At 58.0% G+C, this 24,801-nt stretch carries 16 protein-coding genes; 8 read left to right on the top strand and 8 right to left on the bottom strand.

Going from position 1 to position 24,801, the window contains the following annotated elements; genetic code table 11:
- Together ACEN88_RS03715 and ACEN88_RS03720 are read left to right on the top strand one after the other, a co-directional pair.
- The coding region (locus ACEN88_RS03715) for a hypothetical protein (protein WP_413337453.1) at positions 1-205 on the top strand (205 nt) is incomplete at its 5' end.
- A gap of 18 nt (positions 206-223) precedes the next feature.
- Complete coding sequence (locus tag ACEN88_RS03720; protein ID WP_413337454.1) at positions 224-1,078, top strand: hypothetical protein; 855 nt, start codon at positions 224-226, stop codon at positions 1,076-1,078.
- 154 nt (positions 1,079-1,232) lie between these two features.
- On the opposite strand, the gene ACEN88_RS03725 is transcribed toward ACEN88_RS03720, so the two are convergent.
- The 6 genes from ACEN88_RS03725 to ACEN88_RS03750 form a co-directional block, all read right to left on the bottom strand.
- Positions 1,233-1,700: a DUF6527 family protein gene (locus tag ACEN88_RS03725; protein ID WP_413337473.1), complete on the bottom strand. Its 468-nt coding sequence runs from the start codon at positions 1,698-1,700 to the stop codon at positions 1,233-1,235.
- Positions 1,700-2,881, bottom strand: a complete 1,182-nt coding sequence (locus ACEN88_RS03730) for a ThiF family adenylyltransferase (RefSeq protein ID WP_413337455.1) — start codon at positions 2,879-2,881, stop codon at positions 1,700-1,702. Before ACEN88_RS03730 ends, ACEN88_RS03725 begins: the two co-directional genes overlap by 1 nt.
- On the bottom strand, positions 2,856-3,605 hold the full coding sequence (locus ACEN88_RS03735; RefSeq protein ID WP_413337456.1) for a multiubiquitin domain-containing protein: 750 nt from the start codon (positions 3,603-3,605) through the stop codon (positions 2,856-2,858). Before ACEN88_RS03735 ends, ACEN88_RS03730 begins: the two co-directional genes overlap by 26 nt.
- Before the next feature lie 85 nt (positions 3,606-3,690).
- Entirely contained in the window at positions 3,691-7,077 is a 3,387-nt protein-coding gene (locus tag ACEN88_RS03740; RefSeq protein ID WP_413337457.1) for a UvrD-helicase domain-containing protein, read from the bottom strand.
- Between the two features lie 2 nt (positions 7,078-7,079).
- Positions 7,080-7,646, bottom strand: coding sequence for a hypothetical protein (locus ACEN88_RS03745; RefSeq protein WP_413337458.1), 567 nt, complete (start codon positions 7,644-7,646; stop codon positions 7,080-7,082).
- Positions 7,646-8,422, bottom strand: a complete 777-nt coding sequence (locus ACEN88_RS03750) for an RNA polymerase sigma factor (protein ID WP_413337459.1) — start codon at positions 8,420-8,422, stop codon at positions 7,646-7,648. The genes ACEN88_RS03745 and ACEN88_RS03750 overlap by 1 nt, the downstream gene beginning before the upstream one ends.
- A gap of 625 nt (positions 8,423-9,047) precedes the next feature.
- Here ACEN88_RS03750 and ACEN88_RS03755 point away from each other — a divergent pair.
- The 5 genes from ACEN88_RS03755 to ACEN88_RS03775 all read left to right on the top strand — a co-directional run bounded on the left by ACEN88_RS03755 (position 9,048) and on the right by ACEN88_RS03775 (position 15,752).
- Complete coding sequence (locus tag ACEN88_RS03755; RefSeq protein WP_413337460.1) at positions 9,048-10,310, top strand: metallophosphoesterase family protein; 1,263 nt, start codon at positions 9,048-9,050, stop codon at positions 10,308-10,310.
- Positions 10,307-13,765 (top strand): AAA family ATPase, encoded by a 3,459-nt coding sequence (locus ACEN88_RS03760; protein ID WP_413337461.1) that lies wholly within the window; start codon positions 10,307-10,309, stop codon positions 13,763-13,765. The genes ACEN88_RS03755 and ACEN88_RS03760 overlap by 4 nt, the downstream gene beginning before the upstream one ends.
- 396 nt (positions 13,766-14,161) lie before the next feature.
- A complete protein-coding gene (locus ACEN88_RS03765) occupies positions 14,162-14,788 on the top strand; it encodes a ParA family protein (RefSeq protein ID WP_413337462.1) in 627 nt (208 codons plus the stop codon).
- A complete protein-coding gene (locus tag ACEN88_RS03770) occupies positions 14,788-15,252 on the top strand; it encodes a hypothetical protein (protein ID WP_413337463.1) in 465 nt (154 codons plus the stop codon). The genes ACEN88_RS03765 and ACEN88_RS03770 overlap by 1 nt, the downstream gene beginning before the upstream one ends.
- The gene (locus ACEN88_RS03775) at positions 15,240-15,752 is read left to right on the top strand and encodes a restriction endonuclease (protein WP_413337464.1); all 513 of its coding nucleotides are present in this window, start codon (positions 15,240-15,242) and stop codon (positions 15,750-15,752) included. The genes ACEN88_RS03770 and ACEN88_RS03775 overlap by 13 nt, the downstream gene beginning before the upstream one ends.
- A gap of 19 nt (positions 15,753-15,771) precedes the next feature.
- Here the strand turns inward: ACEN88_RS03775 and ACEN88_RS03780 are convergent, their stop codons facing one another.
- Positions 15,772-16,107, bottom strand: coding sequence for a hypothetical protein (locus ACEN88_RS03780; protein ID WP_413337465.1), 336 nt, complete (start codon positions 16,105-16,107; stop codon positions 15,772-15,774).
- A gap of 264 nt (positions 16,108-16,371) precedes the next feature.
- Positions 16,372-20,673, bottom strand: a complete 4,302-nt coding sequence (locus ACEN88_RS03785) for an NACHT domain-containing protein (protein WP_413337466.1) — start codon at positions 20,671-20,673, stop codon at positions 16,372-16,374.
- A gap of 1,129 nt (positions 20,674-21,802) precedes the next feature.
- On the opposite strand from ACEN88_RS03785, the gene ACEN88_RS03790 reads away from it, so the two are divergent.
- On the top strand, positions 21,803-24,799 hold the full coding sequence (locus ACEN88_RS03790) for a type VI secretion system Vgr family protein (protein ID WP_413337467.1): 2,997 nt from the start codon (positions 21,803-21,805) through the stop codon (positions 24,797-24,799).
- Positions 24,800-24,801: the final 2 nt, after the last annotated feature.

Here is a 24,801-nt window from a genome sequence, read left to right on the forward strand (position 1 = left end):
CTGCCGCCCACCGTCTTCGAGCGGAACATGGCAGCAAAAGAATCTATCGTGGTGTCCGAAATTACTTGACCACTACACCCAGCTTGGAGAAAAGTGGAGTCCTGCCGAGATGCGTATTGCCGGAATGATCTGGGGACACTCCTCAAAATCAGGCCAGCTTTATGCCACACCTATTGAAACCATCGTCGCTGAGCTTCTCTACTAACTGTTCGGATTGGTTGCTGTGACGCGAAAAATTTATGTGGTCGATCAGAATGTCATGCGCTCACCGCGATTTGCGGAGTTCGTCGATGCGCATCCGAATGCAAAGTTTGTCATCCCAGACACAGGCTTGGTGGAAATGGTCAAGAATGAACATTGGGAAGATACCTTTCGGAACAGTTTTGAAGCATTTGTACCCTTGGTAACGAGGTGCTTTATGGCGATGTCCATACAAGAAGCTCGCGAACTGGAAATTAGATCCAGAGCTTCAGCTGAGGGACGATTATTGCCTAGCATTTTCACAGAGTTACTTCGCGGAGCCATCGTAGAAAGTCAGATAGGTAGTGGGCAAACCATGTCGCTACTACGTGACCGGATGGCTGAAGCTCGGGAAGATCTCCAACGGCACGACCTGAACGTCGAGGCAAATCGGGATGAGTTGAAACGCTTGGTTGGCAAGCTTCGTGCCGAGCTTTCGGAAGATGGGATCAAGGCCTGCCGACAAGGAGGAATAGCAGGAAGAATTGCGCGCTTAGGTATTGCCCGGGCAGTCGGGGACGGATTTTATGTGGCGCACATGAAGAAGGCTGGGGTTCCGAACTCCGTGTCGCGAAGGCTCTGGAAGACGAAATCCTTGACCAGGCGCTGGTGTTACGTCCAGGTGCACCATGCGCTGCAGTGGCTCGGGGATGGTGGCCTTGATACCGCAAAGGGCAAAGTCGTCCTCAACGATATCTTGGACCAGGACTACGTGCTGTTGGGCTCAGCCTTTGACGGCGTCCTTAGCCTTGAAACCGATGTTCGTAAAGCGTTGGAAGACCTGCAGTTTATGCTCTCCTTACCGCCTAGTGCCCATGCTCCGGTCATTGTCCGATAGGCGCCTGACCTCAAGGGCTTGGTCTGATTTTCATAAGCTGCTTGACGCTAAGTCTAGGTACGAAACCCAGGGTGTGGTGAAGGGGCTACTAGGCTAGAGCTATGGACGGGCCGTAGCATCGTCTATAGCACGCAACCATCGAGTAGCCCCTTGGTCAGCTGCTGAGCCATATCTTGAAGCGCGACCAGATGCTTGGGGACAGTCCGGCCTTCGCCCGAGTGGTCGGGCTAGACGCGCCGCCCTCCGCTAGAGAATCGACGCTAGGTTCAGCATCCCTTAGCTGGCTGTAGTGCTCAGCTTTGGCCCGCTTGTCTCGGCGCCGTTCTGCTTCAACCTGCGACGCGGACCAGGCGCCGGCCTCTAGGACGCGGCTCCCCCGGATCACATAGTGTGACCGGCACTTCTGGTTCCAGTTGCCCACGGAAGGGTGAAGCGAAATGGATTCGCCATCAAACGTCATGCGCCAGTCGGTAGGCGTAAACGGGGTCACCACGCGATCGCCGCAGCCGCAGCAGCACGAGTGGACCGCAGTCGCGTAGTCCATCGAGATGTACAACACGCCTGGATCCAATTCGCGTGGGACGTTGCGGACAAAGCGATGCTCCAGGGTTTCATGGCGCATCACGACTGGTCTCCGTTTAGCAACATGCCGCCATCAGTCGTGTACGTGCTGTGGTGCTCGTTCTCCAAGTCGCGGTAGAACCCACGGAGCTTCTTCCACTTCACGACCGCCAAGCACGCGTTCAGGGCGTTCAGGTCCGCCACCTGGATGTTGGAGGCGTACACGTCTTGACCGCCGCCGCCAGCGAAGGAGATGCGGCCTGCGTGGATGTGATCGCGCTTCGCTGGTGTACTCGTTGTCACCCGCAAGATACCGCCGAGGCTGCCGTTAGAGAGTTCCAAACCCATCCCGACGTCGATGAATGGAACGCCGAGCGCCTCCAGCTTGGCGACCACGGCGCGCTTTTCCTCGCCTGCGTCCATGCTGAGGAATGCAAACGTGATGCCGTCAAGCAGCCCCAGCGTCTCCGCGCTCATCTTCACGGGGTGCGCCGCGATGCCCCGATGCATCCGTTCATAGATGCCCTTCAGGTATTGCACCTTCTTCGGGGCGTCCCGCAGCTCCTCCAGCGATGGCGCGCCCGGCGCGCGGAACGCGTTGTGCGACAGGAATTCGTCATCATCGAACAGCCGGATTTCCTTTACTGGAGTCTTCGCAACCAGGTCAAGGATGTAACCGCCCGTGCCGCCAGTGCCCAGGATGCCCACCACCTCGTTCTCCAGCTTGCTTGCGAGCGCCCCCAGGCCGACCCGGCTCGATGCGGTATCGAGGTAGTTGAAGACGCTGTGTTCGTCTTCATCATCGGCGCCGCGGATCAACCGTGCGCTAATACCGGGCTGGAGGACGGCCGCCGGGCCAGCCAATATCGTTGCGTAAGTAGACATCTTGGCGTAGTAGTCCGGATAGCCGTCCTGGTTAGGCTTGCTGGAGAAGCTGTACCGTGCGGTGAGTCCGTGGCCGAGGTCGGTGTTCGGCGACGCGTGAGAAATCCCTGGCAAAGGCGTCCCATCCGCGTTGCACGGGAAATCGCCGTCCCAATGGATCACGTGCGTTTCCGGCTTCCGCGTCTGATCGCCAGCCAGGTCAAGCATAGACACCAGGGCGCCGGTGCGCACGCGGCGCTGGGCATCGACGTAAGGGACCTCCCGCATCACCAGGAGGCTTCCCTGGATGCGGACGAAGTACCCCTCCGACCGCAGCCGGGCCAAGTCGGGATTACGACTGAACAGTTCGCGTGACATTGAAGATAGTCCCATGGTTTTTGACTTCAACAGAGCCGCCCTCGCCGAGTTCACCGGCGTGGGGGAGCGAGGCCGCATTGCGGTACGTCATGGAGAACTTGACGTTGGTTTCCGGCGGCGCGTTCGGATGAGAAAGCTTCACGACCTGTTCGAAGGTGACGTGCTTGTCCGGCACCGTCTCCTCGACAGCGTTGACCAGGATGACGTAGCCCTTGGTCGGCCGCGGGGCCACGATGAACCGCTCGATGCCAGGTGCATCGAGGTTGACCCGGTCGTCCGGCTCGATAAGACGGTCCTCGCCGCCTCGGACCTCGAGGAAGATGGCCTCCTCGGGCGACGGATCAGCGAGGTCATACAGAACGCTGCCGAGCAGGTCAGCACGGCCCCAGGCCATCTGGCGGTCGTTCAACGAGAACTTGAAGTCGCGGTCGGACTTGAACGCGATGAAGCGTTCAGCACCCCTGCCGCGCAAGTCTACGGTCTCGTCGAGCCGGATGTCCTCGAAGTCGCCCGAGGCCAAGAGCGCAAAGAGCAGGTAGTCGCCACGGCGGTCAAGCCCAGCACTGTCGAGAATCTGCCGACCGGTGGGAACTGGGTCCGTCACGTCAATGTGGCGGAAGGTCAGACCTTCCAAGCCGAAGAGAATGCGGTAAGCGGCAGCTTCCCGCAGAGGGCGATCCTCACGGATCGCATCGCCAACGTTGTCAATATCAGGATGTTTCATAGGGTCCTTATGGTTGATGTAGCGAGATTTTTCTCGTCTACATCCCTCTAATCGGACCCGCCGCATGCCGCCGGTAAGCTTTTTTTCAGAAATTTTTGTAGAGCGTGCCCGGCGGCACCGCGCCGCATACGAAGAAGGCCGGGCAGTTGGGGCAGATGGTGTCCGACACCTTGGCCTTGAACTGGCCATCCCGGATCCCACGGAAGATGTCGCTCAGCTTGCCCTGCCGGTTGTTCAGCTCTCTGGTGGAGAGTGTCAACGGCTTCGATTCGGCATCGGCCAAGTACACAAGCTCAATGTGCGCGTCAGGGAATGCCGCACGGGACGCCAGCACAAGCGCCGCGGCCCCAACGTCCTTTACATCTTCGCTGGGCGCGTGGCCAGTCCTTACTCGGCGCAAGGTGCGGATACCATTTCGTACCAAGATTTCGTCCGGCCTTACCTCCACTCTGAAATCTTCAAACGAAATGTGCAGCGCCGTTGGCCCTTCAATCAAGGCGCCTGCTCGTGACTCCAAGAAATACTGAAGCATCGTAACGGCTATCTCCCGATAGTCATCGATATAGCCATGTTCATGCAGACCATGGGCAACAAAGGCTTTCGAGAGCAAAGTATCCAGCTCGTCAGTCGGCGTGCTTCCCTGAGCCACAACCGCACGGTAGACCTCGCGGATCGCCTCATGCATTTGCATGAACGAGCTCATCCGGCGGCGACCACCCACCTGAAGCAGATGCGTGTACAAGAACCGTCGAGCGCAAGACTCATATAGCGCGACCTGATCGGAAGTGAAACGTGGACTGCCAGAAAACACCACAGGTATGGGGTCGTCGTCAGGTGCTGGAGGCATGACAGTAGTCGGCGTCACGGATCGGCGGTTGACTGTCCCGATTCGATCCAGGAATGGCGATAACGGCCTGGCTCGCCCGTTTGCCGTGGCGCTCGCCCCATAGAAAGCCAGACGATTTCTCGCGCGTGACATTGCGACATAAAACAGGCACTCCTGCTCTTCATTATGAGCCGCTCGTGCCACTTCATCAGCGGTCCCCTGTCCACCGACGACCATGCCCCTTGGTGGAGGACATTTCGATGTCCGAAGCGATCCAGGGATTGAATCCTTATTTACACCGGCAATGTGGACTGCTTGAAACTCAAGCCCCTTTGCCCCGTGTATCGTCATCAGGCGAACTGCGTCGATACCTTGGGCTGCTGCAGGAAGCTGCCTCAGGTCTCTGTCATCTCGCAGATGCAGGAGCCTCCTCACGCGGTCGGTAAGCCGCTGAATCGGGAGTCCCCGCCCGTTCGGCTGTGCCCGAACGAAGTTCATGAACTGCCAGATCGCGATGCCCTGTGCCCTCTCCGAAACGCTGGTTGACGCAGCGATACGTGCTGCTCGTCTAGTTCGGTCTAAAAGGAGGGTCGCAAGTACGGTCCAAGGTTGCGAAGTTGTATCGAAGCCAGCAAGGGCGACATGGAGGGCCGACAAAGCGGCCTGCCCTGCGCTCGTCACTTCAGCTGGGACGTGAAGCCGCCAGGCACCCGGTTCCACGTCCGTACCTCGTAGATGCTCAAAGATCCTAACTGCGTCCTCTAAAGCCATCTCGAACTCTGGCCAGCAAGCGGTCCGAATCAGCCCCATCGCGCGCCGGTCAATGAGAAGCGTCAGCACTGCTACAAGGTCCTTCACTTCTGGTCGCTCAAACAGGCTGCCCAAGAACAGTACCGGAATGCCTGCGCGTTCGAGTTCCCGTCCAATATCGGACAGCCGGTCATTCCCACGGCACAGGACGACCTGGTCGCGATACCGATAGCCCTCTATGTGCAGCTCTTCAATGCCGTCAGCGATAGCCGACGTTAACAGGGACGTGCTGCCCACCGTAATAACTTCAGGTAGCTTGCCACCAGAGCCCCTATCCGCTTTGAGTGCCTTCTCGCCATCAGCTGCTGACATGTCCTTCCCGAACGTCGAAAAGGCATGGACCACTTCTGACGTAGAGCGGTAGTTGACTTCTAGGCTCTCGCGTACCGCGCCGGGGAAATCCTCGCGCCCAAAGCGAGACATGTTGAACGATGAGGCGCCGCGGAACCGGTAAATGGATTGTTTAGCGTCGCCAACCACCCATAAGTTCTCGCCTGTTGGCCTCAACGCCGCTAGCAGCCGCACGCTGCTGCGGTTCACGTCCTGGTACTCGTCAACCAGGATGTGGTCGTACGCGCCCTGAAGCTGAGCTCTAACTGCTTCATCGCTTTCCAGCAGGAGCACTGGCTGCATGACTAGGTCACCGAAATCCACGCATTGGGTGACCGCCTTCAGCTCCTCATAGCGCGCATAGACCTTGGCAACTTCTGCTGCCTTCTCGGCGGCGTGCACGGCACTCTGATCGGACGCTGCAACGCGCATTGCCGTTGCCAGCGCCAGGTACCCGGCGGCATCAACGACTTCGTCCTTTGCTCGCGACACTGCAGCCAAGATTTCAGCGACGGTCTGCGAGGGATCGTAGAGATTACGGTAGTGGATCAGGCCGAGTCGCGGGAACTCGTTCTCAATGAGTTCCACTGCTTCGGTTCGATCCAGCAGGCGAGGATTAGCTGGCAGGTTACACCGGTCATTAAATCGCCTCAGGATGTCTAGGCCGAAGCTATGGAAGGTTCCAATACAAAGCGCGGCGGCCTCTTTAGGCCGCTTCAGTGCGATCCTCTCGGCCATTTCTCCTGCAGCTTTGTTCGAAAAGGTCAGAAGAAGGATACGCCTCGGGTCAACACCCTCCTCCAGCAGGCTCTCAACTCGCGCTACCAGCGTGCGTGTCTTACCTGTGCCCGGTCCTGCCTGAAGAAGAAAAGCAGCGCCTCGATGGCCAGCTGCGTCTTCTTGCTTCTTATTGAGGGGGATCTCAATTGGTTCCGCTGCAGCGACAACAGGCACATGGGGAAGCAATAGCGCATCAAGCATCTGTTGAGCCACGACTTCGAACGGCGCACCTAGCCGGCCTGCGATTTCGGAACAGGTCAGCCCTTGAACCACGTGCAGGTCGACCACCAAAGGCCTCGGCAGGAGAAGCTCTCTGGCGAAGAGGTCCATCTGAACCTCTCGTCGCTGCCGTCGGCTGTAGTCGACAACCCGGTCCATCCCAACCGGGCTGGCCTCCGACGTCCGAGCTGCGTCGATCTCGACTACAGCCTCGTCATCTTCTTCGCCGTCTCCTAGCTCGGCGTGTCCGATTTCATGCGCCACCAGGAAAGCCTGTTCGAATGGCGTTCCAACATTCTCGTGAACAATAAGAGGAATCTCAGCGTCGAAGGCTGCACGCGCGCCATCGAGGATCGCGGCACCAGGGGCGCAGGGCTCGACGGTAATGCCGAGTTCGTCAGCGATCCCGACCGCGAATTGATATGGAGTCCATGGGTCGCTCCCGCGCTCGACGGCTTCGTCGTGCAGTCGTTTAGCATGCTGCCGCGCGAGCTCTAGAGCATCCATGGTTACTCGTCGTCAAGCAGTTTTGACAATGCCTCTTCGTTGACCCCCGCTTCTCTAAGGGTTCGTTCCAAAGAAACCTTTTCCGCAGCCACTGGCTTGATGCTCGACTTGCTGGCCCGAAGCTGGGACGTCTGCGGCGGTAAAGCCAAAAAGGAGTTTAGGACTGCGACTGACGCTTGCAGAGCCTGGGCTAATTTTTCGTGAACGCGCGCGGGTATGGTTGAGGCTTCGATCCGGCGCTCGCGTAGGGCAAGGCCAGCCTGTATTGGCCATCCCAATGCTTTAGCTGCGTTAGTGAACGTCTTGGCTGGAGCCTCCTGTAGGGCTTGCAGAGTTGCCGGACGTTCCTGAAGCCTGCGCATACCTGCACTCACAGCAGCAAGATCGTCAGCGCTCAATGGCGTGTCGTCATCGAACTCTCGAGACAGTTCTCTGGAAAGATCCACAAGCTGTAGCGAATACTCTGGGTACTGCGATAGGTATCGCTCAAGGATTCCAGCTCCAGGCTCGAAATCCATAGCAAAAGCGTTTAAGACGTCTTCTCGTGTGTTCGATGAATGTTCAGTCATCACATCCTCCCCTTGCGTTCGAGACGCAGCCTCAAGGAGGCGAAAGCTTTGTCGCGATGCGTACGGATGGTCTTCTCGGTCTTACCCAGCACCTTGCTGATGGTTACGACTGAAGGGTCTTTCGACTCAATAGGAATTTCTTGGCGCCACATCTCGACGATCCTCCGTTGGAACTCAGGTAAGCTGTCAATCGCATCGTCGAGCAGCAATCGGTAATCTTTTTTGTCAAGTTCGTCGGCGTCAAAGGGATCGTAGTCCCCAACCGCAGCTTCGACCCGTTCGGAGACCCCTACTTCGTCAGAACCCAGCTCATCGCTCCGGTTCTCGTGTTTCCAATGGCGGTTGCTAGCGTCTTGCCTAGCCTTGGCTATGGCCGAGTTGAAGTTAACTTCGTAGTAATCGAGGCGGTCGTCGTACTCATCCCGATCGCTCAACAGTAGATCAAGGAAACGGTCGACCACGTCCTCCCGAATGTTCATTCTGGTGAGAGACTCCGTGTGGCCACCTGCGTCCGTAGCCCGCGGTATGCGACGAACAACACGGCCAAGCAATTGTTCGGCCAGTTTGTCACGATGAGCGCCGTCTGGTAGGTTGCGAACGAAGTATACCAACGCTTCCGGCGAAACAAACCCTGAAGCGGTGCTTGGCCAACGAGCTGCACGGCGCTCCAGTTCGGTGACGCTGAGGGTTGCAAGTTCGCGAATTTCAGTTTCAACGGCTTCGCGCCTGTAATAAGGCGTGCCATCAAGCTTGGTCTTGCGGAGGGGACGTACCACAATTATTCCTCAAGTCTAGCCCGTCTCAGGGCATGCCTATCAGTGAAAGGGGGCGTATAGGTTCCGCAGCTCACGCCCTCAGTTTCGCGTCTCACGCCGGTCTCTACAAGGCGTGCGCAGCTGGAGTCAAAGGCGCCGGTTGGCTTCGCAAAACGAGTAAGTGGCCTACTGGACACACAGCAGCGCCTCACATCGTGGCCATTTTTGTCGGCTCACGTCTTAATGCCTACGCCAACTCCCAGGAATGACTTCTACGTTAACAAGAAATATACCAGTAATCATATCCAATTAGCAACAAATAGGTGCTAAGATCAAGTTTACTGAGATCTGGAACAAGCATCGACGAACTTCTGGGAATGGAAACTTTCTGGTACGAGAATTTGAAGAAATCGACGCCGGCACAACCTCTGCAATCGCCGATTTCCTGAGCAAATTTCCATGAGCATAGCTGGGCAGCAATAAGATGGTTACCGTTGTCCCTTAATTTAACCCGAGTACAGTCGAAATGGCTGACGCGCACCGGGCGATTTTCCGCTTGCCACCCTTCACATGAGCGAACCGATCCCTACCGTTGCTATTGCAATAATGAAAGGCAACTGTCGAGTTCATTTTTCGAGGTAAGTCCATGAAATTTATTCACGCTGCAGACCTCCATGTCGACAGCCCCTTGCGCGGGCTCGACGGCTATGAAGGAGCACCCGTGCAGCGATTGCGCGGCGCCACACGGCAAGCCTTGTCTGCCTTGGTCGATCTCGCGATCGAGGAAGAGGTCGATTTCGTGATCTTGGCTGGTGACATTTACGACGGTAACTGGGCCGATTTCCGCACTGGCTTGTTCTTCCGCGACCAGATGGTGCGCATGACGCGCGAAGGTATCCGCGTCTACATCGTCAAGGGCAACCACGACGCCGAAAGTCAGATCACCAAACAGCTACCACCAGTCGATGGTGTTCATACGTTCAAGTCGACCTCGGCCGAGACGTTTATCATCGAGGACCTCGGCGTGGCACTCCACGGACGAAGTTTCCCGAACCGCGCGGTCCCGGAAGACTTGGTCGAGCAGTATCCTGCCGCCCATGCCGACATGTTCAACATTGGCGTGCTTCACACGAGCCTGAATGGGCGAGGTGGGCATGACACCTACGCGCCGACCACGGTCGAGGCATTGTGTGCCAAGGGCTACGACTACTTCGCGCTCGGTCACGTGCATGCGCGCGAGGTCGTGCGCGACGCTGATCCACGCATCGTCTACCCAGGCAACCTGCAGGGCCGTCATGCTAAGGAAATCGGGCCTAAGGGCTGCGAGCTGGTGACAGTGACCGGCGGTAGCATCAAGAGCGCACAGTTCATACCGCTGGACGTAGTGCGCTGGCACCAGCTGCGGCTAGATGCGAGCGGCGCGGCCGACGTCAACGTGCTGCGCCAGCGCTTTATGGCGGCGGTCACCAGTCTGGTGGCTGGCGAACGCGAACGCCTGCATGCGCTGCGAGTGATCGTTAGCGGCCAGACCGAACTGCACCGGTTCGAGGCCGAGCAGCCAGGCACGATCGCCGCCGCGATTCAGGCGGGCACCCAAGACTTCGAGGAAGCCGACTTGTGGGTCGAGGAGGTTCAGCTCGACCTGCGCTCGCCGCTTGATCGGGCCGCCGCCCTGGCACGCGCCGATGCGGTCGGGGAGGTAGTGCACCTAGTCGACGAGCTCACATCAAACGACGAACGGCTACGCGCATGGATGCTAGACCAGCTCGGCGGCCTCAGCATGTTGCCACCCGGTCTGTCCGATTGCGACCCGTCGACGCTGCGCCATGAAGTACTACGTGCCTTGCTGGCCGATGCAGAGGCGACGGTCCTTGCCCATCTGGGCGCCATGGAAGGAACTTCACGATGAAACTGCGCGAACTGCACCTGACCGCCTTTGGCCCCTTTACCGATCGCAAGCTCAATTTTGGCAGCGCTGAGCAGAGCGTGGTATTCGTCCATGGCCCGAATGAAGCCGGCAAATCCTCAACGTTGCGCGCCATCTCGGACCTGCGCTTTGGAATACCTCAGCTGAGCCGTGACAATTTTCTGCACGAACACCGCAATATGCTGCTGGGCGGCATACTCGTCGACTGCAACGATAAGCGCTACCACGTCACCCGTCGCAAGGGTCGTGGCACCACCCTGCAATATGCGGACGGCAGCGCGGTTCCGCCCGAGATTGAGACACTGATCACTTGTGGCCTGTCGAAGGAAGACTACGAGGCTATGTTCGGCTTGGATCACGAACGCCTTCGTAGGGGCGGCGAGGCCCTGCTGGAGGGCCAGGGAGAAGTCGGCGCAGCGCTGTTCGAGGCCAGTGCTGGCGTACGAAGCATTCCGCAAGTGCTCGAACGACTCGACCAGTCTGCGCGGACGTATTTCATGCCAGGGACACGCGGAAAGAATGCTCGCATCAACGAGGCCCTACGCAGCTACGCTGACCATAATACGGAGTTCAAGAGCGCACAGATCAAGCCGGCGGCCTGGGCGGAATTGTTCAAACAGCACCAAGTGGCGAAAAAGCACTTAGCCGAACTGGAGGAACGCGATCGCGAGGCGAACCGAAAGCGTCTGCACCTGTCCGAGCTGCGTGGCGTGGCCCCGCTGATTCGCAGCCTGGATGCGGCGCACGAAATGCTAGCCGAGCTGGAAGACGTACGGCTGCTGGCCGAAACAGCAGCGACCGAACGGGCCGCTGCACAAGCTGGATTGGCGGCCGCGCGCCAAAGCGCAGAAGCGGCACAGGCGACTGCGCAGCGGCTGGGCGCGCAGCTCAAGACCCTGATGCCAGATCAGGCGGTGCTCGACGCCGCGGCAAGCATCGAACGGCTTGCCGCTAACGCTGAGGCGTTCGACACCTTGCGCAACGACATTGCCGCCGCCGCGGACGAGGTGACCGAGGCGCAGCGCCTGCTGAGCGAACGTGCCGGCAGCATCCTGCCCGGCAAGCCAGCAGATGCCGTGCTGGCCTTGGTGCCAGGCTTGGCTGCGCGCGCTGAAATCGAGGAAGTGCTGCGCGAATTCGAGCTGGCGCAACAGCGTCTGAGCCAGCATCTCGAGTCGGCACGCCCTCTCACTGCCGAAGAGGAAGAGCAGATGGTCGAGCCTCTGCCCGCACCCGAGCTGCTTACTGCCTTAGATACGGCCCAGGTCGAGGCGACGCGCAAGGAAGCGTTAATGAAGCGCAAGGAGCAGCTCCCGGCCGAGATCAAGTCGCTGGAACGCGCCATTGCAGCTGACGCTGCGGCTCTCGGACTGGGAAGCGAAGCGGAGTTGCTCCAGATTCGCACCCTGCTGGATAGCGAAATCGATGCCGCACGCAGCGAGTTCGAAACCGCCGAAACGGAACTAGTCACGCTGCGCAAGCAGCTCTCGCAGTCGAAAGCCGAGCAGGTGGTCGTCGAAGCGAAGCGTGACAAGCTGTTGGCGGCCGGCGCTGTTCCCACGATAACGGACGTGCGTGCCGCGCGCGACCGGCGCGACGTCACCTGGACGCAGATACGTGCTGCGAATGACGGCGGTAAGGCCGTTGCCATCGTGATGCTGGACACTTTTGAGGCCGAAACACGCGATGCTGACAGGCTCATCGACGAGCTGGCACGTGATACCGAACGGGCGACCCAATTGCAGGGCTGCCAAGACGATCTGGCACGGCTTGTGCGTCAGTCGACCGACATCGAACGCGATCACACCGACATCCTGGAGCGCAATGCGACTGCGCTGCAGCGGTGGCATGCTAAGCTGCAGGCGCAGGGCTTGCCTCTACTGGCGCCGGCCGCGTTGCGCGAGTGGCAGTCACGGCTCGGCGATGCGCGCGAACAGAGCGCTACGCTGCGGTCGCTGCTCGACGAATTGGAGACGGTGCGCGCAACAGAGCGTGAGCTGGTGAACGGTCTGTACGATGCCATTACGGCTGTTGGCGCATCCGCTCCTGTTAATGCATCTTTGTCTCTCCTGTGGTCACTCGCGACGGACATCCAGAACGAAATGGAGCGTCGCAAGCGCGCCCTCAGCGCGGCAGTCGGCAAACGCGCGGAGCGCGAACGTCAGATCCGCCGCTTCAAGGCGCAGCAGGAAACGCTGGAAGAACAACAGTCCAGCGCGGCGTTGGCAGTCTCCTCGCGGGTTTTCGGTACGCTGCACTTGGAACTGGGAGCCGGGATCGCCGCCGCTCGCGCACGGCTGCTCGAGTTCGGGGCGCTGGCCAATGCCAAGGCCGATCTGGACGCTGCTGCTGCGCGCGGAGTGCGAGCTCAGCAAACATTTGACCGCCTACTGGGCCACGCACGCGAACTGGCAGCAGCGATGGGAGAGACACTGCCCGGCGACTTACGGCTGTACGTGGCGCAGCTCGAAGCAAGACTCAAGAAGGCCAAATTGATTGAAAGCGAGCGCGCCCTGAAGCAGCAGAGCCTGGAGGACGCGCAGGAACGCCAACATGAGCAGGAAAGCCTGGCGCAACGCCACGAAGCGACGCTGGAGCGACTATGCCGCGCGGCCAATGTTAATTCGCCTGAAGCGCTGCCCGAGGCAGAGGCGCAGTCGCAACGCAAGCGTCAGGCCCAGGCCGACGCTGATCGCGCACGCAAAGACTTGGCCGCGGCATCGTCGCGACAAGCGGATGAGCTGCGTATCCTGTTGCGCGACTACGATGCCGAGCGCATGGATGAGGAGGAAGCACAGGCATCGGCCGAGTTAGCGGCGCTTGAAACCGAGCTGCGCAATGCACGTCAAGCCGAGGAGGTCGCTCGTCGCGCGTTGGACGACGTCGACAGTGCCGACACTGCAGCCGCCGCGCGAGAGCGGATGGAGCGCGATGCGGCTGCGGTGCGACTGTCTATGGCGCCGTGGATGCGTTCCCGGCTCGCATACAGCCTGCTCGCCGAGGCCCTCAAGCGCTTCCGCGAACGCGCGCAGGGGCCAATGTTGGCGGCGGCGTCGCGCTACTTCCATCAGATGACCGATGGTCAGTTCGTCCGCTTGATCAGCGACGACAGCGACGATAAGCCGGTGCTGCTGGCGCAGCGCGCCAATGGCAGCCAAGTGAGGGTTGAGGGCCTTAGCGAAGGCACACGCGACCAGCTGTACTTGGCGCTGCGACTGGCTGCGCTCGAGATCCGGCGCGAGGCTGGCTACGATTTGCCTGTGGTGCTCGACGACGTGTTGATGACCTCGGACGACAGCCGGGCCGCGCTTGCATTGCACGCGATCGCGGAGTTCTCCAAGGGACACCAAGTGATCCTATTCACGCACCATGCGCACCTGTTGGATGTGGCCGAGCGCACCGTGCCAGGATCGATGCTTCAAGTGGTCGGACTCTAGGGAGGGACCTCTGTTCACAGACGAAGGCTGTCAAAGCGAGAGGACAACCTCAGCCATCGGAATTATCCGCAATGCCTAGGAGGATTGGAAGAATTATTTCCAACAGTTGTCACCTCACTTAAGTGTCGCCACTAATAAATTTTGATAGTAACCACTAAAATTGGATAGTGCCTTGGCCTCGTCAATTGTTACTATAAATTTCCTACAGATGGGCTGTGGTATCGGTGAGCGACAGAAGTTTTAGATCGAGCAGTGCCGAATGTTGCCAAACGCAAAAAAAGCCCATGACTACGCTTGCTCGCTCGCGTAGAACTGTCGTAATTTGTGCTGATAATAGCATCTACGGGAATGACTAAAGAGCGAAAACGTCATGAACTTCATTTTTAATTACTAATAATGCTCAAATTACTCGTAAATACGCCAAAAGGTGGCGTTGGTAAAACTACTACAGCGACCAATATTGCATTGCTTTTAGCCAGGCAAGGGCAACGAATTTTGGCCGTGGATTTGGCGGGCGGCCTGATTATGTCCCGCGTGTTATCAACCACCCCTGAATTCTCTAGAAGTTCCGGGAACCGTATTATTCAAATGGAAGGCGAAGGAGTGCCAGACAATTTTTCTGGAGCATCGGGTTTCGATTATGCCGTTTTAGATACGGATGATAGTTTCGTCGTTAGCGCTGACCTTCTTCGTGGCACACGCTCAGGATGGCGCGTTCTATCGCCTATCAATCCACACGACACTATTGGTCTTGATAGGATACCGCGTGAGCTCCGAGCTGTTTTGACGACAACTGCGCTTACCCCAAGTGAACTTAGACTCAGTGTGTTTGCAAACATGGCACATGGGGGAGAAGTTACATCTGGGCTTGAAAAAATAAGGACTGCGCTTTGCGATCATGGTATTGAAAGTACACTTGCCAACACACACCTTCCTTACTCTCCATCTGAAAACGCGCCGATCCTCCTGGAGGATCCTAATTACACCGAGTCCCTTCAATCGCTTCTCTATGAGGTTCTTTAATGAATCTATCGAAAATTGAAAAATTAGCTTTGGAGAAAATAAAAGGGGAGGTGGAGAAGCCTATCTCCTTCGTTTATTCTGGAACAATTGACCCTGATTTGCTTTCGGCACTCCAAATTTTTTGGTGTACGAATTCGCAGAAAATTGTGGTGGAGAACTCGATTTCACTCGTCGCATCTAGTTACTTGCGAACTGGTATTGACATCTTGAAAATGGCGAAACCGGACAGGTTAATTTTCTTGAAGGAAATCACGCTGAATCCAGTTCCGAAAAGCACTAGTGCTAAGGATAAAAGCTTTCTTTCAATCCGAGTTTGTACTTGGCAGCTGTTCTTGATTTTGAGTAAATCTGATATTAATATTAAAACTTCCCAACAGTTAGTCGATTTTTGCCTGCGAAAAGCTTTTGAGGCTCGGGCTATGCTTTTCGGCGATACAACTGAGATGGACATATGGGAAAATTAGAGGAGGCTCTTGTAGAGAGAGTGCTTGAAACTAGCGCGGAATATAAGCGTGCGGTAATGGAAAATACTATTCGATCCTTGCTCGGTGCCGCTCCACTTGAGCAGGTTACCGGACTTCCGCCAAGACGAGGTCCAGCAGACGGAGGGATTGACGGTATTATTTATATATCAAATTCCGATGGAGTAGGTCAACCTGTACGAACTGCAATAAATGTAAAAGTAAGGAAGACAGATTTCACGCGCGAACAATTGGGCGGTTTTTTGCTTGATATGGACCGGGAAAGAATTACTTCGGGAGTCATAATTACAGCTGCGTCTTTAGCTCCTGATGCAGAGGTGGAACTGGAAAGAAAAAATCGCGAGGGGACAGTTATGCTTTATCATATTCGTTTAGCCGATATATTAGCCGGAGATTTAAGTCATCTGGACATATTTATCGGGCAAAATCACATCAGCTCGGTCCTCACCTCCCAATTGCGTGAGATTCTTTCAAGAGAGTAAATGTACTACTCCGGGCGGGTCAAAACAAAGTGTTACAGCAAAAAATGGAAAGCATGGGTCCGGTCCGATTCTGTACAGTGGCGAACGCCCAACTGTTGCTTAGCGGCTTTAAGGCGTTCTTTAAGTGAGCCTTTGTTAGATCTGCCTCTTTGACTAGGTGATTAGTTATCTCGTGAAGGACTGTATCAAAAACAAAATGGTCAATATCTAGGCGGCTGAACTGCACCATTTGTGCCAAAACGCCTGTTTCGAAGCCAAATTCATATTGTTCGAAAACTGAGGTGTCAATCGATATTCCACCGATTTTCCCCGCGATGACCGCCTCTTTTAAAGCATTAACTGAAATTACAGGCATACGATATCTCTAGGACGGGAGCTGTAAAAGAAACTATTGCTGAGTACTGAATTTCTGTATGTGCTTTTGCTCTGCCTTGTTTTAGATGGTATTTGGACAAAATCAACCTGATGATTTGCCTAAAACAATGACAGGTAAGCCTGGCGGGGGCGGACCGTCTTCAACTGATCGCCAAGATTCCGATCAGATTCAGTAGCGACAGGCGCGTCAGCGTCGCTCAGTTTGTCGGGCTTGGGTGGGCGGTCGCGGCGGACCTCCCCGGATTCAATTCGATCCATAGGCCGATGGTGACGCGCTATTTTCGAGCATCGTTTGCAGGGCAGTCCAATCCGGCATGGCGGCCAGGTTGGGATGATGCCGCCAGAAGCGCGCAATCAGTTCCCGAAGGTCGGCATCGAAACCCGAGTCTGTGCGCAAACGTTCCAGATTATCGTTCAGGGCAGCGACGTTACATTCGAGAGCAATCTGGATTACCGAGCGCACCAAGTGCGGCTTGGAGCCTTTCGCAAAGGCAAGCAATTTCGCACGGTCCGCTTCGTCCGCATGGGCGAATACCTGACGCAGGGCAGGTGTCAGGCGGCGTGACAGGTCACGCTGTGCGCTTTGGCTAATGTTCTGTACTGTGGGCGACCCGATCAATTTGCAGAACAGAGCGGCAGCATCTGTACCGGACCGAGTTGCAGCAGCCGCGATCGTCCAGCCGTACGAGGTCAAATGATTTTCGAGCGCCGGTGCCTTCAAAGTAATGTCGAGCAGGCGGTCCGCCCAAGTCGTTCTCGATGGTTCGTCGACGAACTCGAGCGGATCAAGTAGCCTGCGGCGCACGAGGGCGGCGCACGCGTTCAGATACTGCTCTTTCTGAAATCGGTTCACCCTAGCGGCGCGCAAAGCAGGGAAGACGTGCTCGTTCAGCCAGACAACCAAGCGCGCAGCGTCGGCAGCATTCCGACAGATGACATCGGCCGTCCAGGCCGCGAGATGCAGACGCGTCTCCGTGTCCGGCAACTTGTCGAGCCACGTGAAGACCTCGTCCATGGCCGGCACGTGGACGGCGTCCGCAGTGACCAGCTCGGGCAACAGTTGCAACACGCTCTTGCTGGCGCGGGTAGATGCGCTCCGGACGATGACGCGCACCTTTTTTTCGAGGGATTCACGGAAAGCTTCGTTCGTCCTTGAGGCATCGGAGAGCTCAGGCAGCAATTCGCGCAGCCAAGCCGCTTGGCCGGTATGCGTGACCAGGTCAAGCAGGGCATCGATGTACTTTGGCTGAGGATTGTCGCGAAACGCCGCGATCAACCGGGCTTGTAATGTCGATGCGGCCCGGCTGTATTTCGTCGGGTCGCCGAGCACTGCCTCGTAGGCAACTCGAGCGCCGGGCAAGCCGCCTTCCGATGCCGCGAGCAGGAAAGGCATGAGTTCGGACGTGCCTGTCCATTCGCCGAGGGCGACTCCTGGCTGGACAGCGCCGAATAACGCTGCGGTTGACTGCGCCGACAGTACGGCGGCTTCGAGCAGCTGTACGGCCACTCCTAGCTCGACATGGCCCTGTTTCCGGCGCAGCACGCCGATGCCGAGGTCGAGCGCAGATTGCAGTGCCAGAAGGGCAGGCTGCCGGGTAGCCGGTGCTTGGTATGCACGTCCCAACATCGGACCCAAGACGAACCGTGCCCACAAGATCCGCAACGGCTTATCTAGTCCAGTCATGTGACTCTGCAATGCAGGCAAGTCATGGACCATGTTCCCGGCAAGTTGCCGTCTAATGTACTCGTCCACGCCAAACAGGTGAACAGCGAGTTCGGCACCATCGGTCGTGGGCGCGGACGCTAGCAACTGGCCCAATGTCGTGCCTGACGCTATCCAGTGGCCTGCCCATAAACGTGCATAAGGCTTGGTAAAGGTGTCGGCGCCTGCCTTACATGCGCTCGCGTTCCAATACTTATGTCGGGGCTGTTGTGCTTTGAGAAACGAGTTGATCGCTGTAGTGTCGAGCTGGCCAACGATGGAAACGACCTGTGCCGCGCAATCTAGGCGCGTGAATTTGGCGAGCGCCTTATCGAGAGCATCGCCGAGAAGGCTGAGAGCACCGTGCGACGTCGGCTGAGCGGACAGTGCCAGATTACCGAGCAGATAGATATAGTCGGTGACAACATCGTTTCTCACGTTGGCGGCATCGAAAACGTGGTCGCGCAACCGCAGGCTGCCTATCAGGGCCAACACGTCGGCCGGCATCCGTGACGCGAGACGGCCGAACATCTGTACCATATGCTGACGGATGCGCGGACTCGCCGCGAGCCATAGCGGCCGTGCCAGTGCGATCAGCTCATTGAGCCGTTTTGACGGGATATTAGTCGCCGTGCGTAAAAAATGGACGCGCAGTGCTTCACTCGAAGCGGGGTCGAGCAACAGAGCCTGCACCTTGTTAGCGCGTTCCGTGCAGGCTTTCCGCATGCTGCAGTGGACATGCAAGGCGACGCTCTGGTCGGCCAAGTCTGTACTGTGCAACAACCTGTCAAGCTCCCGGTGCGCGGCCTTCGCGACCGCCCCCCCGACCTCTTCGGCAAGCAGCAAGGCGTGCTGTTGGATCGGTTTCATAAACAAGTCTTCCGGACGTTCGTCGCAGCGCTGCGATAACAGGTCGATTCCGTCGCGTCCGAGCAGAACCACGAGACCCTGAGCGGCCGCGTATTCGAACAGCGTCTGATGGAAGAAATGGATGTGCTTGCCGCTCCTCTGCAATATTCCGCGGTGCAACAGGTCTGACACAAGTTCGATCTTGCCATCCACTGCGGAAAATAGTGTGATGACCTGACGGTACTCGAGGTCCAAAGTACCTTCGACCAACATCTGCAGTGCGAGGTAAGCAGCCACTCTGGAGCAATCCCGGCCATTTTTTGGCACTGCATCCGTGAGCAGTCCAGTCGAACGGCGATCTGACCGGATCCGGTACTGCCAGTACTCCCTATAAAGTTCGAAGAGATTGATGTCTTCCGGAATGCCATGCGGGGAGTAGATGTCGAACAGCATACGCATTGCCAGCGGAATCGCACACACGTCCTTGAGTGGGCGCCACATGGCGACTGCGCGCAAGATCCGATCGAGTTCGGCTTGGCTGTAACCGTGCCGTCTCGCGTAGGATGTCAACGCGGATATTAGCTCGGTATCGGAATATGTCTTAAGACGATAAATGCGAGGTGTAAACCTGGCCATGTCAATTCGCTCGAGTTCGCCAGGACGCGTGCTGAGCACGACATAGGCGTTCGCCTCCAACAGGCCAGCCAGCCGTCCGGCGAACAGTCCCGCATTGTCCGGGTCACGTAGCAGCAAGTCGGCCGTGTCAATGAGGATGAGTGCCATCTTGCCGCCGCGATGGATTGCAGCGCACGCGTCTTCGAGGCCGTCGACGTCGAGACCGCTGCCGACTGTCGCTTTCGCAAACGATGCAGCAGGTAGGAATAGAGGAGACCATTGTAGGTCGTCCCTTAGTTCACGGTAGACCCACCACAGCAGGCTCGATTTGCCGTGGCCGCCGTCTCCGACAACAACGAAAAGCCGCTCCATGGCGTCCTTCATAGGCCGGCGCAGGTCCTGCAGCAGACCCTCTCCCTGCTCGCGTGGCACGAACAAGCCACTGCTCAGGCGCATCGGTTTGCCGGCCGCGTCCATGCCTGCGATGTCGACTTCGCGAGCAAATGCCTCCGATCGAGCCTGCAAATCGATGAGCGCACCGTCCCCGCTTGCGGATATGGCCTCCTGGGCCGCAAGTGCGCGCATGAGGTTTTCGAAGATGTCGCGGCGGAGGGTTACCGTGAACTGTTCTCCGAGCACCTTAAGCAGATCCGCCCTGGTCAGTTTCCGCGCTGTCGAGGCATGTGCCGTGTCGAGGACCTTCTGCAGAACTGCCGGGAAAGCCTTTTCTGCGTCCTGCGGCGTCACCTTGAAGAATTCGTGAACCTGGGTGATGAGAAGATCCAGGCACTGTTTGCGAAGCGTTTCCGGATCTGGTTGGCCCGTAAGCCAGATGATGTTGCTGAAGAGCTCGGCCTGTAGCTGTTGTGGCGTGCGGTTAGAAAGGTAAGACTTTGTTGCCGGCTTCAAGTCCTGTGCCATAACCACACGAATCAGTTCGTCTAGATCCGTTGGCGATAAACGGTTGGCCGCCGCGTCTCGCCATGCTTCCAAGGTAGGGCGACCGGCGACCTGGTCAGTCTTGTCGCGCTCCAGCCCGACTTCTGACGTCGTTAGGAGCTGAACTTTGACCTTGTAATGAGCATTGTTCGTGTTCAGGTACACGAAGGAATCGATCGTAGCGCGTGCGGCACTACTGACGATTGTCACAGAAGTGGTCGCAGTGCACTTCACCTGTGTCGCAAGCAGTGATTGACCGAGAACGTCAGCATAATCGTCGGCAACTTCAAGGTGCAGTTCAGCTTGAGCGTCGAGCAGCAGCCACGCTGCGCAGCTTGCGTAAACCTGATAGACATAGCCACCGAGAGATGCGATCGCTTGCCGGGTTTCATCGCCTTTGATTGGCGGTACCGTGGGTGCGTTTGGGAGAACGGCGGCCATTTCTATTGTCCAGGGATCTCGTACAGTTCAGGAAATTATTTTACCTTGATAATTCGTCACGTCACTGTTGTATCGGTTGTTGTACACAGCCGATGAGTGGCATGTTGACCGGGTGCGTACAGGAACACGCGCACCTGGTCTTCAGGGAAGAACTCAGCGCCTCGTGATCGTCCGTACAATGCCGCCACCGAACATCAGCTATCGCCCTCGTCTTTTGGTCGAGGCAAAGGTCATGGAACTCATTGATCGACTGGTAGGTGTGGTCAATGCTATATCGTTCGCAGGTCCACTGTTCCGAGATCCAGCCGATCTCGGCCGTCGATTGGCAGGTGCCGGCTTAACTGGTCGGGCAGTCGCTGCCAAGCTGGATAGTCTAAAAACGTTGGAGTGAACGAGGTATCTTCAACCCGACATTGATTCAATGCTTGTTCCAATAGTGCCGCCCATCTGAGCTGTACTCACTATTCCCAGGATGTTGCGCTGAGAACTACACGGCTGAGCTTGCTTCAACTAACGATCGCTGGCTAGCTGACATACAGTTAGGTACATCGTCCGCAAACGGCAGCGGTTGAAGCGAGACGGCAGGCTTCAGTTGCTGAAGTTATCCGCAATGAGGGGCGGATTAGGGAGAATTCTCCACAATATTAGTCACTCAAGGAAAAGTTAGCCTTAAACTAAAAAGGTTGGCCACAAGTACAGAGCCCGGCGGAAAAGCCGGGCTTTTTGCTTTTCTATTACGCCGAACAATCATAATCGCCGATAGGAAATTCTCAACAGCAACAGCGTCTGCCCGGTTCGGCATAAAGCAGTAATTCCGGCGGTATCGCTTTCTTGTCGGGAATCAGATCAAACGACTTGAGGTAGTTACTGATAAGAAGGCGAGCGCTTTACCGGGGTTGCGCCCGCCGCCCACGATCAATAACGGCCTTTGCCCTTCGCCCGCGCGCTTCGGTCAGCGTTGTCGCAGAATCCACTGCGCGGCGCACCCCGCCAAAACTTGCGTTTTGTCACTGTTTACACGCAATTTAATCACTACAGTCAAGAACTTCGTCGCAAGTTCAGACGCGCTAACAGCCACTTCGAGCACCTCGAATTCAACAATGCGCAGCTCAACGAATGAGTAACTACGATGACTGACCTGCAAGCACTGCTGGAAGTTCACCAAAGCACCCGCCTGTTGCGCTTGTCGTTCCCGAGGAACGACGGCCCGCGAGTCAAGTTGATGGTGAACCGGTTCGAAGGCACGGAATACCTGTCGCGCGACTTCGAATTCAAGGTGGAACTCCTGAGCGACGACGGCAGGATAGAACTCGAGGCAATGCACGGCAAGCTGCTGTGCGTCTCGCTGGTACAGGCGGACGGCAGCCTCCGTCCCTTCACCGGCTATGTCACGTCGTTCAAGCTGGTCAAAACCGATGGTGGCATCGCGTTCTACGAGGCCGTGCTGACGCCGTGGCTCGCGTACACGCGCCTGCGTCGTAACAATCGGCTGTTCCATGCCAAAAGCCTGCGCGAGCAGGCGGAGACGATCTTCGCTGGCTACAATGGACTACCCGCGTGGGAATGGGAAGTCACTGCCGAACAACCGCAGTTCACGATGACCACGCAATGGGACGAAACCGACCACAACTACCTGTGCCGGCGTTGGGAAGCGGCGGGCTACAGCTATTGGTACGAACACAGCCGCGAAGGCCATACGCTCAGGATCTGCGACGACACCCGCGCCGCGGCGCCGATCGATGGGCCGTCGCCCGGCATCCGCTTTCACCGCGCCGGTGGCGCGGTCGAAGAGGATGCGATCGGCGAATGGAGCCCGCTGCGCCAGTGGGCGTCCGGACAAACTGCGGTGAGCGGCTTCGACTTCAAGAATCCGCGCCCGATACATGCGGACACCGTCACCATCAACCAGCAAGGCGATATTCCGCAGCTGGAGGTGCATCGCTATGAAGGGCATTACGGATTCAAGCACCAGTCCGACGCCTACCGGCTTTCGCAATTGCGCATGGAAGAAATCGAAGCCCGCGGCAAGCTGTACGAAGCACAAGGCAACAACCGGCGAGTCGCCGCAGGCAGGTGGTTCAGGCTGCTCGACCATTTCAGCGAAAGCGAAGACAGCGAATTCCTGATCCTGGAAGTGCATCACGAAGCCAGCAACAATTACCTGCAAGGTAAGAATGCGCGCGCCGAGTACAAGAACCGCCTGCTCTGCCAGAGCAAGGCCTTGCCCTGGCGGCCGGGACGCGGCTTCAACAGCACGGATACCAGACTGCTGGCCTTGCAGACCGCCATCGTGGTCGGCCCGGAAGGTCAAGGCAGCCTGAACGTGGACCAGTACGGGCGCATCCAGGTCAAGTTTCACTGGGACCGGGACGAAAGCGGTAGCTGCTGGGTACGGGTAAGCAGCAACTGGGCCGGCGGCGAGAAAGGCTTGGTCAGTCACCCGCGGGTCGGCTCGGAAGTGATCGTGCAATGGCTCGACGGTAATCCCGACCATCCGATCGTGACCGGCTCGGTGTACAACCAGAGCTATATGCCGCCGTGGAAGCTGCCCGAACAGCGGGCGCTGACCGGGCTCAGAAGCCGTGAGCTGACGGCCAACGGCGGCAACGCGCCCGGAGGACGCAGCAACCACCTGGTGCTGGATGACACGCAAGGGCAGATCCAGGCGCAACTCAAGAGCGACCATCTCGCCAGCCAGCTCAGTCTCGGTCATATCAACCGCATCGAAGACACTGCTGGACGCAAGGGCGCGCGCGGCCAAGGCTTCGAACTGCGCACCGACGGCCGCGGCGCGGTGCGCGCGCAGCAAGGCCTGCTGCTCAGCACCGAAGGGCGGCCGAACGCCCAGGCCCATATCACGGACATGGAGGAGACGCTGGAGCGCATGGCGCAGGGCCAGGCGTTGCACGACAGCCTGTCGCAGGTGGCACAACAGGCGCAGGCGCACCAGCCCGGCGACCAGGACCAGGTGACCGACGCGCTGCAGGCGCAGGTCGATGCCATCAAAGGTCAGGGAGGCACTCCGGCGCAAGGCGAATTCCCGGAATTCCAGGCGCCCCACCTGACCCTGGCCAGCCCCGCCGGCATTGAAACCACCACGCAGGGCTCAACTCATCTGATGAGCGTGGAGCATTCTGCCCTGACCAGCGGCGGCCATATCAGCCTGAGCGCGGGCAAGAGCCTGCTGGCCAGCGTCAAGGAAGCGGTGCGCCTGTTTGCCTACAAGGCCGGCATGAAGCTGGTGGCGGCGAGCGCCGACATCGATATCACCGCCTTGAAGGACAGCGTGAACATCCTGGCCAAGCTCAACATCACCCATACCGCCAACCGGATCACGATCACGGCAAAGGAAGAGGTGGTGATCAACGGCGGCACCAGCTTCAGCCGTTGGAACGCATCGGGGATCGTCCATGGTACCAACGGCATCTGGCGTCAACACGCGGCGAAACATAGCTTCGACCCCGGCAAGAGCGAAGGCACGCCGGGCTTGCCGCAGACCGTAAAGCTACCGCCGGGGCAGCTCGACCTGTATCACCAGTACGTGAATCAGGAAGGCGGCAGGAAGCAAGGCGTCCAGCAAGGCGACTACACCGTCATCGATGCCGAAGGCGGCGTCCACCGCGGAACGCTCGATGGCAACGGCTTTGCCAGCGTGGCCGGCCTGCCGATGGGAATGGCCACGGTCAGCTACGACAAGGATCCGCGCGATCCGTGGGATGAAGGCAGCTACTTCGGCCGGGGAACCGAATGGCCGGCCGTCGCGCTGTCCGAGGCTGGCGCCGATGCGGCGGCCACGGCTGACCGGCCAACGTCGGTGCCAAGGGCGCAGAACCCCGGACTGCTCGCCGACGCCAAAGGTGCGGCAGCCAGCCTCACCGGCGTAGCCGGCAACTTCGGCGCGATCGCGCAAGCCGCGAAACAAGCGGCAAGCGTCGTGCGGTCGCTGCAAAAAGGCGGCGCGCAAGCACTGCTGGCACCGATCGGGCACGCGACCCTGAATGCCTACGGCGCGTCAAGTCCCGGCAAGCCTGCCGCCGCCGTTGCGTCGACCCTTGGTTTGCCCGGATCGCTGCCGCGCATCGGCGCTGAAGTCCCGCCGTCAACTTTGAAAACATCCACCGTATAAAA

Origin of the sequence: Massilia sp. CT11-108 (genome assembly GCF_047302915.1) — a bacterium.
GTDB lineage: Bacteria > Pseudomonadota > Gammaproteobacteria > Burkholderiales > Burkholderiaceae_D > Telluria > Telluria orientalis.